Raw genomic sequence first — 15,278 nt, 5'->3', positions numbered from 1 at the left:
GGTGGGCTCGTCGGCCAGCAGCACCGCCGGTTCGGTGACGATGGCGCGTGCAATCGCCACCCGTTGCTCTTGTCCGCCCGACAACTCGGCCGGGGTGTGATGCTCCCAGCCAGTCAGCCCGACGGAGGCCAGCGCTTTGGTAGCGGCCGCGTGGCGCGCCTTGGCCGATTCGCCCCGGTACAGCAGCGGTAGTTCCACGTTTTCCTGGGCCGAGGTGCGCGCCAGCAGGTTGAAGCCCTGAAAAACAAAACCCAGAAAACGCCGGCGCAAGCGCGCACGCTGGTCGCGTGACAGGGTCTCGACGTGCACGCCGCGAAACAAGTACTCGCCCGTGGTGGGTGTATCCAGACAACCCAGCATATTCATCGCGGTGGACTTGCCCGAGCCGCTGGGCCCCATGATGGCGACAAAGTCCCCGGCTTCGATTTTCAGGTCAACCCCCTTGAGGGCCTGCAATGCCGTAGGCCCCTGGCCATACATTTTGGTCACCCGCTTGAGCTGGATGAGCGGGGTTTCACTCATGGTGCCGTCCCGGCGCTGCGCTGATCGGTGATCACCAGCATACCGGCCTGCAAGTCACCCGCCGTGATCTCGGTCATGCGGCCGTCGCTGATGCCGGGGGTCACGCCTACGGCCACCGCTGCGCCGCCCTGCAGCACCCACACCTGTCGTGAAGTGCCACTGCCGGACGCGGATTTGGCTGCGCCGCCACGCGGCATGCGGGGTATCAGGCTTGACACAATTCCGCTGCTTGATTTTGCTGTTGAGGTGCCGCCTGCCACCGCTGGCGTAAAGCGCAGCGCCGTGTTGGGCACCAGCAACACGTCGCGCCGTTCGGTGGATGTGATGGTGCTTGATGCCGTCATGCCGGGACGCAGCGTCAGGTCGGCATTGTCGACGTCGAGGTAGGTGACATAGGTCACCACGTTGTCGGTGGTGGTGGAACCATACGCCACGCGGGTGATGGTGGCCGGGTATTTTCGGGACGGGTAAGCGCTGACGGTAAAACTGGCCTTTTGCCCCACTTTGACCGAGCCCACATCGGCCTCGTCCACATTGACCTGCAGTTTGAGTTTGCTCAAATCCTCGGCCACGGTAAACAGGGTGACAGCTTGCAACGAGGCGGCCACCGCATTGCCAGGGTCCACCGTTCGCGTCAACACCACACCATCGATGGGTGAGCGGATCGAGGCTTTGGACAGATTGGTTTCATCGGTAGACGCCGCTGCTTTTGCAGCTACCACATCTGCATGTGCACTTGCCTCATCGGCCTGGGCACGTTCCAGTGTGGCACGGCCGGTGTCCAGCTCCGCCTTGGACGGTACCTTGCCACCTGATAGACGCGCTACTTCTTCCAGTCGCGCCAGGTTGCCTTGTGCTTCTTTGCCTGTGGCCACCGCTTGTGTCACTCTGGCTGTGGCAGAGGCGAGCGCTGCGCGGGAGCGGGTCACCTGATCGTTCAGCTTGGCGGTGTCAAGCTCCACCAGCACCTGGCCTTTTTTGATCTTGTCATTCACATCCACCAGCACACGCAGCACGGTCCCTGACAGCTCACTGCCAATGCTGACTGACCGTGTTGGCTGCAGCGTGCCGTTGGCGGCGACGGTCAGCGTGAGATTGCCGCGGCTCACGGCTTCAGTGACAAAAACGGGCGCCGCATTGCTCTTGGCTCTCGCCTGCCAGAAGTAGACACCCGTACCCGCCAGCAGCACCAGAGCGACGATCACCCAGACCATGCTGCGGCGCCACCAGACGCGCGCTGGCGCCTCATCCAGCATGGCTTGCAGGTCAGTGGTTGCTAGGGGTTCGCTGGCGTCAGCTTGGGTAGTCATGATGAGCTCTGGAAGTTTGGGTTGTATTCAGTACCAGCCGCCACCCAGTGCCTTGTACAGGCGCACATGGTCGGCGCTGATGTCGGCGTTGGCACTGGCCACACTGTCTTGCGTCGTCAGCAGCGCGCGCTGGGTTTGCAGCACGATCTGGAAGTCAATCAGGCCACTGCTGTAGCGATTCTGTGCCAGTAGGTCAGCATTGCCCGCCGCTATGGCGGCGCTTTGCAGGTGAAGCAGGCGCGCGCGGTCGCCTGCCAAGGCCACCAGCGCGTCCTCCACATCTTTCAAGGCGGTCAGCACGACGGATTGGTAGCTGACCCGGGCCTGCTCCAGCGCCGCTTCCTGTGCCTGCACCTGGGCCCGGGCGGCACCGCCATCAAACAGGGGAACGGAGACACTGCCCAGCAAGGCGTTGACCACGGAAGCACCGTTGCTAAGCGCACCCCCTGTCAGAGCACTTAAGCCCAGCGAGCCGCTGATGGAAAAGCCTGGATAGCGCGCGGCATCCGCCGCTGACACCCGTGCCAAGGCCGCACTGATACGGTGTTCTGCCGCACGTACATCCGGACGTTGGCGCAGGGTTTGCGCAGGAATACTCAGGGCTAGATCTTCCGCCGCCTGCGGTACGGGCTGGGATGCAGCCAAAAGCATTTCCAGCGCCGCAGGTGGCTGGCCCGTCAAGACCGCCAGGCTGTGCCGGGTCTTGGCGATGCTGGCCTCCAGGGTGGGAATCTGGGCGCCGGTTTGCTCGCTGGCGGTGCGGGCCTGCTCCACTTCAAGCGAGGTGATCAGCCCGGCTTGCGCGCGCCAGTCGGTGATTTGCAGGGTTTCATTCTGGCTGGCCAGGTTGTTGCGGGCGATCATCAACTGCGCCTGCTGGCCGCGCAGCTGGATATAGGCCAGCGCCACCTCTGCGGCCATCGACACCTGCACATCGGCCAGCGTTGCCTCTGTCGCCTGTGCGTCGGCCTCGCTGGCGTTCAGTGCGCTGCGTTTGCCACCAAAGACATCCGGTTCCCAGCTGGCATCCAGACCTACCCTGAAGCTGTTGCTGGCGTCGTTGTCGCCAGATTGGCTGCGCTGTGCCGATCCGGAGGCCGACACGCCGGGCAGCATGTCCGCAGCTTTGACGTCGCGCAGTGCGCGCGATTGCTGCAGCGCTGCCTGCGCGGACCGGATACTGGTGTTGGCCTGCAAAGCTTTTGTTACCAGTGTGCTCAGCAACGGGTCGTTGAAGCGTTGCCACCACTGAGCCAGCGAAGCGGCTACCGCTGGGGTGGACGGGTCGGATGGCCGAATAGCCGCTGCGGACCATTCGGCCGGTACCGGTGTTTCGGGCAAAACCGGGCCCCGAGGGACCAGCGTGGTGCAGCCCGACAGTGCGGACACAAAAGCCCAAGCCAGAGGCAGAGTCAACGGCACCCATTGCCTGCCAGCGGCAGGCAATGGGGGAAAGTCCGGTTGTTGAGGGGACATCAGGGTGCATCACATGAAGTTCTTACAGGTTCATTTTGAGGCAGCCATTTGTCGCAGGTGTTGATCTAGGTTAAGTCTTGTAAGGCTGCAGTACCCCCACCGCTGGGGGTCATTTTTAGCATTACTGGAACGCCACTTCCGAAAAACTCCGCAGCTTGCGGCTGTGCAGTTGGCTGATGCCTTCGGCACGCAGCAGTTCAATGGCGCGAATGCCGATGCGCAAATGCTGGTCAACTCGTTCACGGTAGAAATGGTTGGCCATGCCCGGCAGCTTGATGTCACCGTGCAAGGGTTTGTCGCTCACGCACAGCAGGGTGCCGTAGGGCACGCGAAAGCGAAAACCATTGGCGGCAATCGTGGCGCTTTCCATGTCGAGCGCAATCGCCCGACTCTGACTGAAGCGGCGTTGCGGCTGGTTGCTGGGCAACAGCTCCCAGTTGCGGTTGTCGGTAGAAGCGACGGTGCCGGTGCGCATGATGCGCTTGAGGTCGGGGCCTTCGGCGTGCGTCACGTCTTCCACCGCCTGCTCCAGCGCCTTCTGGATTTCAGCCAGTGCCGGGATTGGCACCCACAGCGGCAGCTCTTCGTCGAGAACGTGGTCTTCACGCACATAGCCGTGGGCCAGCACATAGTCGCCCAGTTGTTGGCTGTTGCGCAGGCCGGCGCAATGGCCGAGCATGATCCAGGCGTGAGGCCGCAGCACGGCGATGTGGTCGGTGATGTTTTTGGCATTGGCCGGACCGACGCCGATATTGACCATGGTGATGCCGGTGCGGTCGGCACGTATCAAATGGTAGCCGGGCATTTGCGGAAGACGCGGCGGCGGCACGCCCAGCGCGTCGCCTTCTTCAGCGGCCAGGCCGGTGCGGCGTGTTACCACATTGCCGGGCTCCACAAACGCGATGTAGGCGCTGTTGGGGTCGGCCATGGCTTCATGGCCGAGCTGCACGAATTCATCAATGTAGAACTGGTAGTTGGTGAACAGCACAAAGTTCTGGAACCACTCTGGCGATGTACCCGTGTAGTGGCGCAGGCGCTGCAGCGAGTAGTCCACGCGCGCCGCAGTAAACAGCGCCAGCGGTTGCGGCTCACCGGGGAGTGGTTCATACGTGCCATTGGCGATGCCGTCGTCCATGGCCCCCAGGTCGGGCAAATCAAACACGTCCCGCATCAACAGGCGCCGCGTCGCATTCATGGTGCCCTCAATGTGGTCGTTTTCGGCAAATGAGAAGTGAACGGGAATCGGCTGCGTGCTGGTGCCGACCTCCAGCTCAATGTCATGGTTTTGCAGCAGCAGCCGGAATTGTTCCAGGTAATAGTGGCTGTACAGGTCGGGCCGGGTCAGCGTGGTTTCATAGCGACCCGGCCCCGCCACAAAACCGTAACTCAGTTGCGAAATGTCTGGCGTTTCAAGAATGGCGCGAGCCACGGTTTCGGTATGTAGGCGCACAAACGGATAGCAGGCCCGCACATGGCCAGGCAGCGTTTCGCCGGCCACGTAGCGCTGCATGGCATCGCGTAGGTGAGCAATCTGCTGGTCGTAAATAGCACGGACCTGCGCCAGCGCCGCGGCAGGGTCGTTGTAGCGCGTCGGCGCGATGAAGGGCGGAAGGTAGGGCATGGCTGGAGATTGTTGATTTATCGTTTTCATCGTAACCGGTTCATCATGCATCCGTTTCTGCTTTGAGCTGTCTGTCGCCAGGCTGCTTCAGGCGGGGTTGATACACCTCAATCAGCAGCGTCAACGGAATTTATACACTGCCAGTAGCCAGAGCGCATGTTGATGTGCCAACCTGGCTGCTATCTTTAGCCTCAGTATCTTTGAATCTGAAGCGCACGAATGTTAAGTGCGCTACCGTACAGTTTTTTCATCGCGGCAAGCCTAATCTCAAAGTGGCCCGCCAACCCGAGCACCACATTTTTACCGGAAAACCAATAATGATTTCTAATATAAAGGACAAGGACGACAATCCGCTCGGATACCCCGATCGGCTCGATCCGCATCTGTCACATCAGCAAGCCGATCAGGTGCTGATAAACAATCAGGATCAGGGTCTGGAAAAGTTTATTGATGCCTTGCAGATGAAAACGCCCGTGTCCAAACTGGCTGCCTTGACGCTGATGGAAGCGCTGGTCAAGGATACGACAACCAGTTATGCGGAAGACATTGCCAATACCATGCGGTCATTGAACTGGAATGACTTGCTGGGAAGCGGAGAAAACCTGATGGATGTGGCTCGCCGTGCCGTCGATTTTTTCAATACCCATCCTGGCCTGGAAATCTATAATTCTTTTGTAAAGACCTTGTCGAAAACGAATGACACCATGTATTGAATCGATGGGCATTACGCTGCCCCGCAGCTACTATGGAGCCCAGGCTTTCATTGCCGCTTTATCTTGCCTTGATCCAGCTTTAGTAGCGCCAGTCATTTTTTCTATTGCTGCATTTCCATTTCTCCGCACTGCATCAGGATAAGGGTAACTGGCTGTCTTGCGCAGCAAAGAACCGCCCCTATATCCGTAAATCTCAAGATAAACCAGCAAGCCATGAGAGCAAATCAGCTGGGGTTGGCGAACTGCCAATGCGTTTGGCCGGCATTCATAGAGGGGTGGCCCTAGACGCACGCCGCACTCAAGCTTTGACCGGCTCGCGCATCGTCACAAATTCTTCAGCGGCTGTGGGATGGATACCAATCGTACTGTCGAACACCGCTTTGGTTGCCCCCGCCTTCATGGCCACGGCAAAACCCTGCACGATTTCGCCGGCATCCGGTCCCACCATGTGTAGGCCGACCACGCAGTCGGTGGCATCTTCGACCACGAGCTTCATGAGCGTGCGTTCGGTGCTGCCGCTTAGCGTGTGCTTGAGCGCCTTGAACTCGCTGCGGTACACACTGACTTTGCCAAATTTCTCACGGGCATCGGCTTCCGGGTAGCCAACCGTGCCGATGTTGGGATGGGTAAATACCGCCGTGGGAATGAACTCGTAGCTCATGTGGCGTGGCTTCTTCCCGGCGGCAGGGCCAAACAGCTGGTCCACCACCACCATGGCCTCGCCCAGCGCCACGGGGGTGAGCTGCACGCGCGCCGTGACATCGCCGAGTGCGTAGATGGAGGCTACCGAGGTCTGGTACTGCTCGTTCACCTGAATCGCCCCCACGGCGTTCACCGCCACGCCCACGGCCTCCAGCCCGATACCGCTGGCATGGGGCACACGGCCCGTGGCAAACAGTACGGTATCCACCAATAAGCTGGCGCCGCCGCCTTTCACCGCCACCTGCAGGCCCCCCGCCGTTTTAGTGATGGCTGCGATTTCAGTGTGGAGTTGCAGCTCGACCCCTGTTTTACCCATTTCGCTCGCAATAAAGTCGCGCACGTCCTCGTCAAAGCCCCTCAGCAATTTGCCGCTGCGGTGTACCTGGGTGACCTGCGCGCCCAGCCCGTTGAAGATGGACGCAAACTCGCAGGCGATGTAGCCACCTCCCACCACCAGCAGTCGCTTGGGGAAGGGGCTCAGGTCAAACATGTGGTCAGAGGTCACGGCGTGCTCGCTGCCGGCAATCGCTGGCACGGTGGGTGTGCCGCCGGTTGAAATCAGAATATTTTTGGCTGTGAAGGTTTGGCCATCAACTTCCACCGTGTGGCCGTTAATCAGCCTTGCCCAGCCTTTGATGAGCTTGACGCCTGCGGCGTCAAGCAGTTGCACATAAATGCCGTTTAGGCGCGAGATCTCACGGGCGCGGTTGGCTTTGAGGACTTCCCAGTCCAGCTTAGGGGCATCGCCCACCCAGCCAAAGCCGTGCGACTCTTCAAAGCTTTCAGCGAAATGGGCCGCATAGCTGTAGAGCTTCTTGGGGATGCACCCCACATTGACGCAGGTGCCACCCATGGCCGCCACTTCGGCCAAGGCCACACGGGCACCGCGCTGCGCCGACATGCGTGCGGCGCGCACCCCCCCACTGCCGCCGCCGATGACGAAAAGGTCAAAGTCAAAATTTTGCATAAATGTTTTTCCATGTCATTGTCAGAATGCTGCAAGCATGCCTGCAGCGCTTTGAACTTGCGATGTGCAGGTATTTTGGTATAAAAATAACAGCAGCGTACATCCGACTGACAGCGGCTGACGGCTGTTTTCGTGCCGAAGTGAAGAAGTGGCGTTGCCGATCGCAGGAAAATGCCGGCCTGTCTGCAGCGAAAGTGCTCAAGACTTGGAGCTGCACTTCCGGGGCCATGGGCAGCCGGCACCCTCTCAGGGGACCTGTGCATCCTGGCCGTAGTGGCGCTCGGCCAGCTCCCGCGTCAGTTGCACCACAAAGCGGCTCAGGCGGGTGGCGGGGCGGGCCTTGGGGACGGCAAGGATCAGCCGATTGCGAATCACCGGTGCGTGGATGGCGGCGATGAAAGGCGGTGTGTCGTGCGTCCATTCCCGCAGCGAGCTTGCCGGCAGCACGGTGGCCGCCACGCCCCGCGCGACTAGGGATAGCACGGTCTGGATCGAATCAACCTCGGCCACCACCTTCAGCGCAAGCCCTTTGGGTTGAGACTCTTTTTCAAGCAGCTGGCGCAGCGCGTTGGGCCGGCTCGGCAAGACCAGCTGCAAATCCGCGACATCTGCCAGGCGCATGCGCGCCGGCAAAGGGGTGGCCGCCATGACCACCAGCGGTTCCCGCACCAGCGTTTCCATGTGCAGGAGCGGCGATGCCGGCGGATCGAACAGCACGGCGATGTCCAGTCGGCCTGCGACCAGCCATTCGCGCAGGCGAATACTCAGGCCTTCGGCGACGCTGATGGCGGCATCGGGAAACGCCCCACGGAAACGCTGCACCAAGTCGGCCGTCATGGCATGGGCCACCCGCGGCGGCAATCCGATGGTGATGCGGCCGCTGGGCATGAGCTGGCGCTCGCGCATGTCAACGCGGGCCTTGTCTGCAAGCTCAAAAATCCCGCGGGCATGGACCAGTAGCGCCAGTCCGGCGTCGGTCGGCTCGACGCCCCGGCCGTTCCGCGTGAACAGGCGCTGGCCGGTCTCTTGCTCCAGCAGGGCGACCTGTTGACTGAGCGCCGGCTGCGACATGTGCAGTGCCGCCGCCCCCTTGCTGAAGCTGCCGGCTTCCGCCACCGCGACAAAATACTCAAGACGGCGCAAGTCGATGGTGGGCTCCAGGGTTCATATAGCGCATATTAAAGCATTGCTTAAATCAATAGCTGATATTGGTTATTGTGTTATGTAAAAAAGGCAATTAACGACCAGAATACCCACATTCATCGCCATGTCCCAATCTGTCCTTACTTTCAACCCCCAGCCGTCCAGGCCCCGGCTGTTGCTGCCGTCCGGTGCTTGCGACGCCCATGTGCATGTGTTCGGTCCGGCCGCGCGTTTTCCGTTCGCCGTTGACCGCAATTTCACGCCGGTAGATGCGCCCAAGGAAACGTTGTTTGAACTGCACCGGCATCTGGGCATCACGCGCTGCGTCATCGTGCAGTCGATCGTGCACGGTTTTGACAATGCGGTGGTGGAGGACGCAATCCGGGCTGGCGGCGGCCGCTACCTGGGCGTGGCACTGGTGCCGCACCAGGTGCCCGACGCCGAACTACAGCGGCTCAAGGCCGCCGGGTTTCGGGGCGTGCGCTTCAACTTCATGAAGCACCTCGGGCAGGGCGCCACGGTACAAGAGGTGGTGGCGCTCACGCAGCGCCTTGCTCCGCTCGGTTTGCATTTGCAGGTTCATTTTGAGAGCAGTCTGATCCACGAACTGGCGCCGGTGCTCAAGCAGTCGGCGGTACCGGTGGTGATCGATCATATGGGGCGGGTTGACGCTTCGCTCGGCGAGAACCATGCCGATTTCCGCGTCCTCTGCGCGCTGCTGGAAGACCCGCGTTTTTATGTGAAAGTCAGCGGTGTTGACCGCGTTTCCCGCGCCTGGCCTTATGCCGACGGCGTGGCTCTGGCGCGTCGGCTGGTGCACGATTTTCCGAGCCGGTGCTTCTGGGGCACCGACTGGCCGCATCCCAACCATCACCACGTTCCGGACGACGGTGCACTGGTCGATGTGCTGGCGGACATCACGCCCACGGCAGCCGCGCTCGAAGCCCTGCTCGTTGACAATCCGCAACGCTTTTATCAATTCGAAACATGACAGGGACACATCCATGAGCGGTCGGCTTCAAGGCAAGGTGGCACTGGTTACAGGCGCCGGTTCAGTCGGTCCCGGTTGGGGCAATGGGCGGGCCATCGCGGTGCGTTTTGCGCAGGAAGGGGCGCGGGTCTATGCCGTAGACCGTGACCTCGAACGCATGGAAGAAACTGTGCGGTTGGTCGAGCAGGCCGGTGGCGAGATAGTGACAGCGGGCTGTGATGTGACGCAGTCCGACGCGGTCGCCACGGTGGTGGCCCAATGCCTGGAGCGTTTCGGGCGCATCGACGTACTGGTGAACAACGTCGGTGGCTCGGCTGCGGGCGGGCCGGTCGAGATGAGCGAAGAAGTCTGGGATGCGCAGATCGACCACAACCTCAAAAGCGTATTTTTGACCTGCAAGCACGTGCTGCCGGTCATGGAACGCCAGGGCAGTGGGGCGATCGTCAACATTTCTTCAACGTCGGGCATGCGCTGGACCGGTTCGGCGCAGGTCGCCTATGCATCGACGAAAGCCGGCGTGATCCAGTTTTCACGCGTGGTGGCCGTGCAATATGCCAAAAAAGGCATCCGCGTCAATACCGTGGTGCCCGGCCAGCTCTATACCCCCATGGTCGATGTGCGCCTGGCCAAACAACGCACTGGCGGCGACGTGACCGCGCTGCTGGCGCAGCGGCAGTCGCGCATTCCACTGCCCTTCATGGGTGATGGCCGCGATACCGCCAACGCGGCACTTTTTCTAGCTTCTGATGAGGCCCGCTTCATCACCGGCACCGAGCTGGTGGTCGATGGGGGCATGTCTGTTCGTTGTGATTGATAAAAGGAAAATAACCATGAGACAACACACCTTTCTGCGCAGAAGCGCGCTCGCGCTGCTGGCCGCTTCAACGCTGGGTGCCTGCCTGCCCGCTTTTGCACAGGGAAAAATCACTCGGATCGTGGTCGCGTTTCCCGGGGGTGGGCCGGTGGACTTCGTGGCCCGCACCATTGGCGAGCAGCTGGGCAAGGAGCTTGGCCAGCAGGTGATCGTCGAAAACAAGGCTGGCGCCAATGGCGCGATTGCTGCCGAGTACGTGGCCCGCTCGGCCCCTGACGGCAGGACCTTGTGGCTCACCAGCGTGGGTGCGGTCGCCATCAATCCGCCACTCTACGACGATCTGCCTTACGATCCGGTTCGCGACCTGGCGCCTGTCTCCCTGGTGGTCAACAACGTCGAACTGCTGGTGGTCAATGCGGCCAACCCGGCCAACACCGGCGCCGAATTCATCGCCAACACGCGGCAACAGGCCAAAGGCGCGACCATGGCTTCGTCGGGCATAGTCAGCGTGCCGCATCTGGCGATGGAACTGCTTGCCGACGCCACCAAAGCCAAGCTGCTGCATGTGCCTTACAAAGGCGCTGCTCCTGCGATCAACGATGTGTTGGCGGGCCATGTAGACGGGTTTTTTGGCGACATTCCCGGGCTGATCGGTTTTGTCAAGGCCGGCAAGCTCAAACCCATAGGGATTGCCGCGTCCAAACGCCATCCGCTGCTGCCCGAGGTCAAGACTTTTGAGGAGATGGGCATTGCCGGTGTTGACTCCGACAACTGGTATGCACTGTTCACCAGCAAGGCCACGCCAGCCGCAGACATTGAACGTCTCAACCAGGCGGTGCGGCGCACCTTGGCCAACAAGACTGTGGCCGACAAGCTGATGGCCTCCGGCGCCCAGCCTTCGGCGTCCAGTCCGACTGAATTGGCAACGCTGCTGAAGAACGACACCGCCAAATGGGGCCGTGTGATCAAAGCGAAGCACATCAAGCCGGAGTGAGGCTGGGCGTTAGCGCCTCGCACTGTCTGATTGATAACCTGATTGAAGAACTGTATGTCCAGAATGAGAATTCCACCCATCGTTCCCGGCACCCGACCCGAGCTGGCCACGCTTGAAGCCGGCATTGTGGCCGAGCGTGGCCGCGTTTCGCCGCTTTACCAGGTGCTGCTCAACAGCCCGGCCATCGCGCAGGGCTGGGAGCAATTGCTGACCGCCGTGCGCAACCGCAGCAGCCTGCAGCCCGATTTGCGGGAAATGGTGATTTTGCGCATCGCAGTGCTGAATCGGGCGCCTTACGAGTTCGATGCCCATGTGCCGCATGCCCTGGGCGCCGGCGTGAGCCCCGAAAAAATCGAAGCCTTGCGCGCCCAACTGCTGGATGCTTCTTTTTCAGGCTTGGAGCGCAGCGTGCTGCTGCTCACTGACACCATGACCCGCGACATTGATGTGCCCGAGAGCCTGTTTGAGTCTGTGAAGGCGCACTTCACCGATCAGGCGATGATCGACCTGACGGTCACGATTGCGGCCTACAACATGGTGTCGCGTTTTCTTGTCGCCTTGCAGATCGGACACTGATGATGGCTGTACAAACGGATGCTGTGCTGGTCCAGGCGACCGTGCCGGCCGATGGGGTGAACGCTATTCCGCGCTCAAGCGCCTGGCTCGCCGATATCCCGGCCCTTGCGGATGCACGCTGCCGCGTCGTCTGGTCGGCGACGCAGCAGGCGCTTTACCTCTATGCCGACCTGCTTGTGCCCCGGCCCATGGAAGGCAGCCAGTTGGTCGCGCTGGAGGATGCCTTCAAGCGCGTTTGTCCGGCAAGCGCCAGCGTCCGTGCGTCACGCCTGTCCAAAGTGTTTGACGTACCGGGTGCGTCCAGCAGTGACCGGCCTGCTTTCCACTACGTGGTGGAGACTGACCCGGAGACTGGCTGGATGGAAGAGATCGCGAGCTGGTATGACGCCGAACATATGCCCGGACTGGCAGGCGTCACAGGGTGTGTGCGGGCGACCCGTTTTCTCAACCATGACCATGGCCCGGTTTCTTATGCCTGTTATGACCTGGTGACGCAAGAGACGCTTGGCTCCGAGCCGTGGCTTGCGGTTCGCAACACCGACTGGAGCAGCCGGGTCAGGCCGCACTTCACCAATACGCGGCGCACCATGTTTGAGCTTTTGTGCCAGAGCGGGAGTCCGGTTTTGCTATAAAAATAATAGCTGCTTGCGCCCTATCTTGAAGGATTGAAGGCTTATTTAACACTCAATTTGCGGTTGCCCATGGCACTCTTGAAGACGGGACTCGGGGCCGACCGGTCGTGAGCCAAGCAATGCTCCGTTGGCTTAAAAATGGCAAGCACCGATAATCGGGGCATGACTCTCCCTTCCATGACTTCCAGCGCAGCAAGCACTGACTTCAGCGCTCTGCCGCTGAACCCTGCGATGCAGGCCAATCTGCAAACCCTTGGCTACCTGACCATGACGCCGATCCAGGCGGCCAGCCTGCCTCTCGCCCTGATGGGCAAAGACCTGATCGCGCAGGCCAAAACCGGCAGCGGCAAGACCGCGGCGTTTGCGCTGGCGCTGCTGTCCAACCTGAACGCGCGCCGTTTCGCTGTGCAGGCCATGGTGCTGTGCCCCACGCGCGAGCTGGCCGACCAGGTCACCACCGAAATCCGCCGCCTGGCGCGCGCCGAAGAAAACATCAAGGTCGTTACCTTGTGCGGTGGCGTGGCCTTGCGCGGCCAAATTGCCAGTCTGGAGCACGGCGCGCACATTGTGGTGGGCACGCCGGGCCGCATCATGGACCACCTGGCGCGTGGCAATCTCAACCTGGAGGCCATGAACACACTGGTGCTCGACGAGGCCGACCGCATGCTCGACATGGGCTTTTTTGACGACATTGCCACCGTCGCCAAACAATGCCCGAAAGAACGGCAAACCCTGCTGTTCTCGGCCACTTACCCCGAAGGTATTGCCAAGCTCAGCCAACAGTTCATGAAGAGCCCGCAAACCATCACCGTGCAGGCGCAGCACGAGAAAAGCAAGATCCGCCAGCGCTGGTACGAGGTGCCTGACAGCGATCATGACGAAGCGCGCTTGAACGCGGTGGCGTTGCTGCTCAAGCATTACCGCCCGGCCAGCACGCTGGCGTTTTGCAACACCAAGTCACAGTGCCGGTCGCTGGTAGCGCTGCTGAAAAGCCAGGGCTTCAGCGCGTTGGCGCTGTATGGCGAGTTGGAGCAGCGCGAGCGCGACCAGGTGCTGGTGCAGTTTTCCAACCGCAGCTGTTCGGTACTGGTGGCCACCGATGTGGCGGCGCGCGGGCTGGATATTTCGCAGCTGGAGATGGTCATCAATGTGGATGTCACGCCAGATCCAGAGGTTCACATTCACCGCATTGGCCGCACCGGCCGCGTCGACGAGGAAGGCTGGGCCATCAGCCTGGTCAGCATGGACGAGATGGGCTCGGTCGGCAAAATTGAACAGCTGCAAAAAGCCGAATCCGAATGGCACAAGCTGGCCGAACTCACCCCCGCCAGCAAAGAGCCGCTGCAGCCGCCCATGGCGACGCTGCAAATTGTCGGTGGCCGCAAGGAAAAAATCCGTGCCGGCGACGTGCTGGGCGCGCTCACCGGCGAGGCCGGCTTCACACGCGAGCAGGTCGGCAAGATCAACGTGAACGAGTTTTCAACCTACGTGGCCGTGGACCGGAAAATTGCGGCAGAGGCCTTGCAAAAGCTGGTTACAGGCCGGATCAAAGGGAAAACCGTGAGAGTGCGCCTGCTGGAAGACTGAAGCAGCGAAGGCCTTTTTAGGGCCTTTTTTATACATGATTTAGTGTTATAGCCCAATGAATACGGGCATTAGTAGCTATAAAACTAATAGCAAATCAGCCTACTCCGTTGGCGTGGCTTGGCGGCACGCTCAAACTTGCGGCGGAGTGGCCTTGGCAGCGGAAGCCTGACGGCGACGCTCACGGAAGGCCTGTAACTCGCCCACCACACCCTTGCGGAAGGCCATCACGCAGACCACGAAAATCACGCCGATGATGACATTGACCCAGGATCCCACCTTGTCGGCCAGCAGGTCTTGCAGGGAGACGACGATGCCTGCGCCGAAGGCTGGGCCGAAGAAGGTGCCAACGCCGCCCAGCAGCGTCATCAGGATCACCTCACCCGACATGGACCAGTGCACATCGGACAGCGTGGCAAAACCCATGACCAGCGTCTTGAGCGAGCCCGCCATACCGGCCAGTGCGGCCGACAGCACGAAAGCCAGCAGCTTGTAGCGGTCAACCTGGTAACCCAGCGAGATGGCGCGGGGTTCGTTTTCACGAATCATCTTGAGCACCTGGCCAAATGGCGAATGCACGATGCGCGAGATGAACAGGAAGCTCAGCACAAAAACAGCCATCACGAAGTAATACAGGGCGGTGTCGGATTGGAGCGAGAACATACCGAACAGTTGGCCGCGCGGAACGCCCTGCAGGCCGTCTTCACCGCCGGTAAAAGACGCTTGCAGGCAGACAAAAAATACCATCTGTGCGATGGCTAGGGTGATCATGGCAAAGTAAATCCCCTGGCGCCGGATAGCGACCATACCGACCAGCAAGCCAATCAGTCCGGCACCCACCGTGCCAGCGAGAATGCCCAGTTCAGGCGTCCAATGCTGTGATTTGATGAACCAGCCGGTGATGTACGCGGCCGAGCCAAAAAACGCGGCATGGCCAAACGACAGCAAGCCAGTAAAGCCCAGCAGCAAATTGAAGGCGCAGGCAAACAGGGCGAAGCACAGAAGCTTCATGACAAACACCGGGTACAAGCCGATCATGGGCGCCAACAGCAACAGCGCCAGCAGTGCCAGGTAGGTGATGCGGGTCAGTTTTTTCGAGTTATTCATTGAGGCCTCCCAAGGGCCAAGGTGCGCAGCGCCGGGCCGCCCCAAACAAGCAAAGCCCCCTCGGGGGGCAGCGCATTACACGAAGTGAAAAGCGTAGGGGTTTCAGAACGCAGCGCCGGGCCGCCC

General features: G+C 60.8%; 14 protein-coding genes. 7 read left to right on the top strand and 7 right to left on the bottom strand.

Translation table 11 applies throughout. The features are described from left to right. The 4 genes from B3F77_RS09355 to B3F77_RS09340 all read right to left on the bottom strand — a co-directional run. On the bottom strand, nt 1–522 hold a 522-nt coding region (locus B3F77_RS09355; RefSeq protein ID WP_293604697.1), incomplete at its 3' end, for an ABC transporter ATP-binding protein. Then, nucleotides 519–1,832 (bottom strand): efflux RND transporter periplasmic adaptor subunit, encoded by a 1,314-nt coding sequence (locus B3F77_RS09350; RefSeq protein WP_293604696.1) that lies wholly within the window; start codon nt 1,830–1,832, stop codon nt 519–521. The genes B3F77_RS09350 and B3F77_RS09355, both read right to left, overlap by 4 nt. A 27-nt stretch (nt 1,833–1,859) precedes the next feature. Next, the gene (locus B3F77_RS09345) at nt 1,860–3,308 is read right to left on the bottom strand and encodes an efflux transporter outer membrane subunit (RefSeq protein WP_293604695.1); all 1,449 of its coding nucleotides are present in this window, start codon (nt 3,306–3,308) and stop codon (nt 1,860–1,862) included. A gap of 121 nt (nt 3,309–3,429) precedes the next feature. Further along, nucleotides 3,430–4,929, bottom strand: a complete 1,500-nt coding sequence (locus tag B3F77_RS09340; RefSeq protein ID WP_293604694.1) for an AMP nucleosidase — start codon at nt 4,927–4,929, stop codon at nt 3,430–3,432. Between the two features lie 200 nt (nt 4,930–5,129). On the opposite strand from B3F77_RS09340, the gene B3F77_RS09335 reads away from it, so the two are divergent. Then, complete coding sequence (locus B3F77_RS09335) at nt 5,130–5,642, top strand: hypothetical protein (protein ID WP_293604693.1); 513 nt, start codon at nt 5,130–5,132, stop codon at nt 5,640–5,642. Nucleotides 5,643–5,940: 298 nt separating this feature from the next. On the opposite strand, the gene gorA is transcribed toward B3F77_RS09335, so the two are convergent. Beyond that, nucleotides 5,941–7,311 carry a glutathione-disulfide reductase gene (gene gorA, locus B3F77_RS09330; RefSeq protein WP_293604692.1) on the bottom strand — a complete coding sequence of 457 codons (1,371 nt, stop codon included), beginning with the start codon at nt 7,309–7,311 and terminating at the stop codon, nt 5,941–5,943. 246 nt (nt 7,312–7,557) lie between these two features. Next, a complete protein-coding gene (locus tag B3F77_RS09325; protein ID WP_293604691.1) occupies nt 7,558–8,454 on the bottom strand; it encodes a LysR substrate-binding domain-containing protein in 897 nt (298 codons plus the stop codon). 124 nt (nt 8,455–8,578) lie between these two features. On the opposite strand from B3F77_RS09325, the gene B3F77_RS09320 reads away from it, so the two are divergent. The 6 genes from B3F77_RS09320 to dbpA all read left to right on the top strand — a co-directional run bounded on the left by B3F77_RS09320 (nt 8,579) and on the right by dbpA (nt 14,048). Next, nucleotides 8,579–9,445: an amidohydrolase family protein gene (locus B3F77_RS09320; RefSeq protein WP_293604690.1), complete on the top strand. Its 867-nt coding sequence runs from the start codon at nt 8,579–8,581 to the stop codon at nt 9,443–9,445. Nucleotides 9,446–9,458: 13 nt separating this feature from the next. Next, on the top strand, nt 9,459–10,259 hold the full coding sequence (locus tag B3F77_RS09315) for an SDR family NAD(P)-dependent oxidoreductase (protein ID WP_293604689.1): 801 nt from the start codon (nt 9,459–9,461) through the stop codon (nt 10,257–10,259). Nucleotides 10,260–10,275: 16 nt separating this feature from the next. Further along, nucleotides 10,276–11,253, top strand: a complete 978-nt coding sequence (locus B3F77_RS09310) for a Bug family tripartite tricarboxylate transporter substrate binding protein (protein WP_293604688.1) — start codon at nt 10,276–10,278, stop codon at nt 11,251–11,253. 54 nt (nt 11,254–11,307) lie between these two features. Next, complete coding sequence (locus B3F77_RS09305) at nt 11,308–11,829, top strand: carboxymuconolactone decarboxylase family protein (protein WP_293604687.1); 522 nt, start codon at nt 11,308–11,310, stop codon at nt 11,827–11,829. Beyond that, nucleotides 11,829–12,461: a hypothetical protein gene (locus tag B3F77_RS09300; protein ID WP_293604686.1), complete on the top strand. Its 633-nt coding sequence runs from the start codon at nt 11,829–11,831 to the stop codon at nt 12,459–12,461. The genes B3F77_RS09305 and B3F77_RS09300 overlap by 1 nt, the downstream gene beginning before the upstream one ends. A gap of 177 nt (nt 12,462–12,638) precedes the next feature. Then, nucleotides 12,639–14,048, top strand: coding sequence for an ATP-dependent RNA helicase DbpA (gene dbpA, locus B3F77_RS09295; protein WP_414702989.1), 1,410 nt, complete (start codon nt 12,639–12,641; stop codon nt 14,046–14,048). Nucleotides 14,049–14,177: 129 nt separating this feature from the next. Here dbpA and B3F77_RS09290 read toward each other — a convergent pair whose 3' ends face one another. Further along, nucleotides 14,178–15,152, bottom strand: a complete 975-nt coding sequence (locus tag B3F77_RS09290) for a branched-chain amino acid ABC transporter permease (RefSeq protein WP_293604684.1) — start codon at nt 15,150–15,152, stop codon at nt 14,178–14,180. Between the last annotated feature and the right edge of the window lie 126 nt (nt 15,153–15,278).

This window comes from Polaromonas sp. UBA4122 (assembly GCA_002381615.1).
Classification (GTDB): domain Bacteria; phylum Pseudomonadota; class Gammaproteobacteria; order Burkholderiales; family Burkholderiaceae_C; genus Polaromonas.
The sequence above is the reverse complement of the archived record's forward strand: the minus strand, read 5'-3'. Positions and strand labels throughout refer to the sequence as shown.

Excerpts from the sequence above, each read along its gene's own strand:
- B3F77_RS09350 (WP_293604696.1), bottom strand. The coding sequence starts at position 1,832 with ATGACTACCCAAGCTGACGCCAGCGAACCCCTAGCAACCACTGACCTG.
- B3F77_RS09345 (WP_293604695.1), bottom strand. The coding sequence starts at position 3,308 with ATGTCCCCTCAACAACCGGACTTTCCCCCATTGCCTGCCGCTGGCAGG.
- B3F77_RS09340 (WP_293604694.1), bottom strand. The coding sequence starts at position 4,929 with ATGCCCTACCTTCCGCCCTTCATCGCGCCGACGCGCTACAACGACCCT.
- gorA (WP_293604692.1), bottom strand. The coding sequence starts at position 7,311 with ATGCAAAATTTTGACTTTGACCTTTTCGTCATCGGCGGCGGCAGTGGG.
- B3F77_RS09320 (WP_293604690.1), top strand. The coding sequence starts at position 8,579 with ATGTCCCAATCTGTCCTTACTTTCAACCCCCAGCCGTCCAGGCCCCGG.
- B3F77_RS09315 (WP_293604689.1), top strand. The coding sequence starts at position 9,459 with ATGAGCGGTCGGCTTCAAGGCAAGGTGGCACTGGTTACAGGCGCCGGT.
- B3F77_RS09310 (WP_293604688.1), top strand. The coding sequence starts at position 10,276 with ATGAGACAACACACCTTTCTGCGCAGAAGCGCGCTCGCGCTGCTGGCC.
- B3F77_RS09305 (WP_293604687.1), top strand. The coding sequence starts at position 11,308 with ATGTCCAGAATGAGAATTCCACCCATCGTTCCCGGCACCCGACCCGAG.
- B3F77_RS09300 (WP_293604686.1), top strand. The coding sequence starts at position 11,829 with ATGATGGCTGTACAAACGGATGCTGTGCTGGTCCAGGCGACCGTGCCG.
- dbpA (WP_414702989.1), top strand. The coding sequence starts at position 12,639 with ATGACTTCCAGCGCAGCAAGCACTGACTTCAGCGCTCTGCCGCTGAAC.
- B3F77_RS09290 (WP_293604684.1), bottom strand. The coding sequence starts at position 15,152 with ATGAATAACTCGAAAAAACTGACCCGCATCACCTACCTGGCACTGCTG.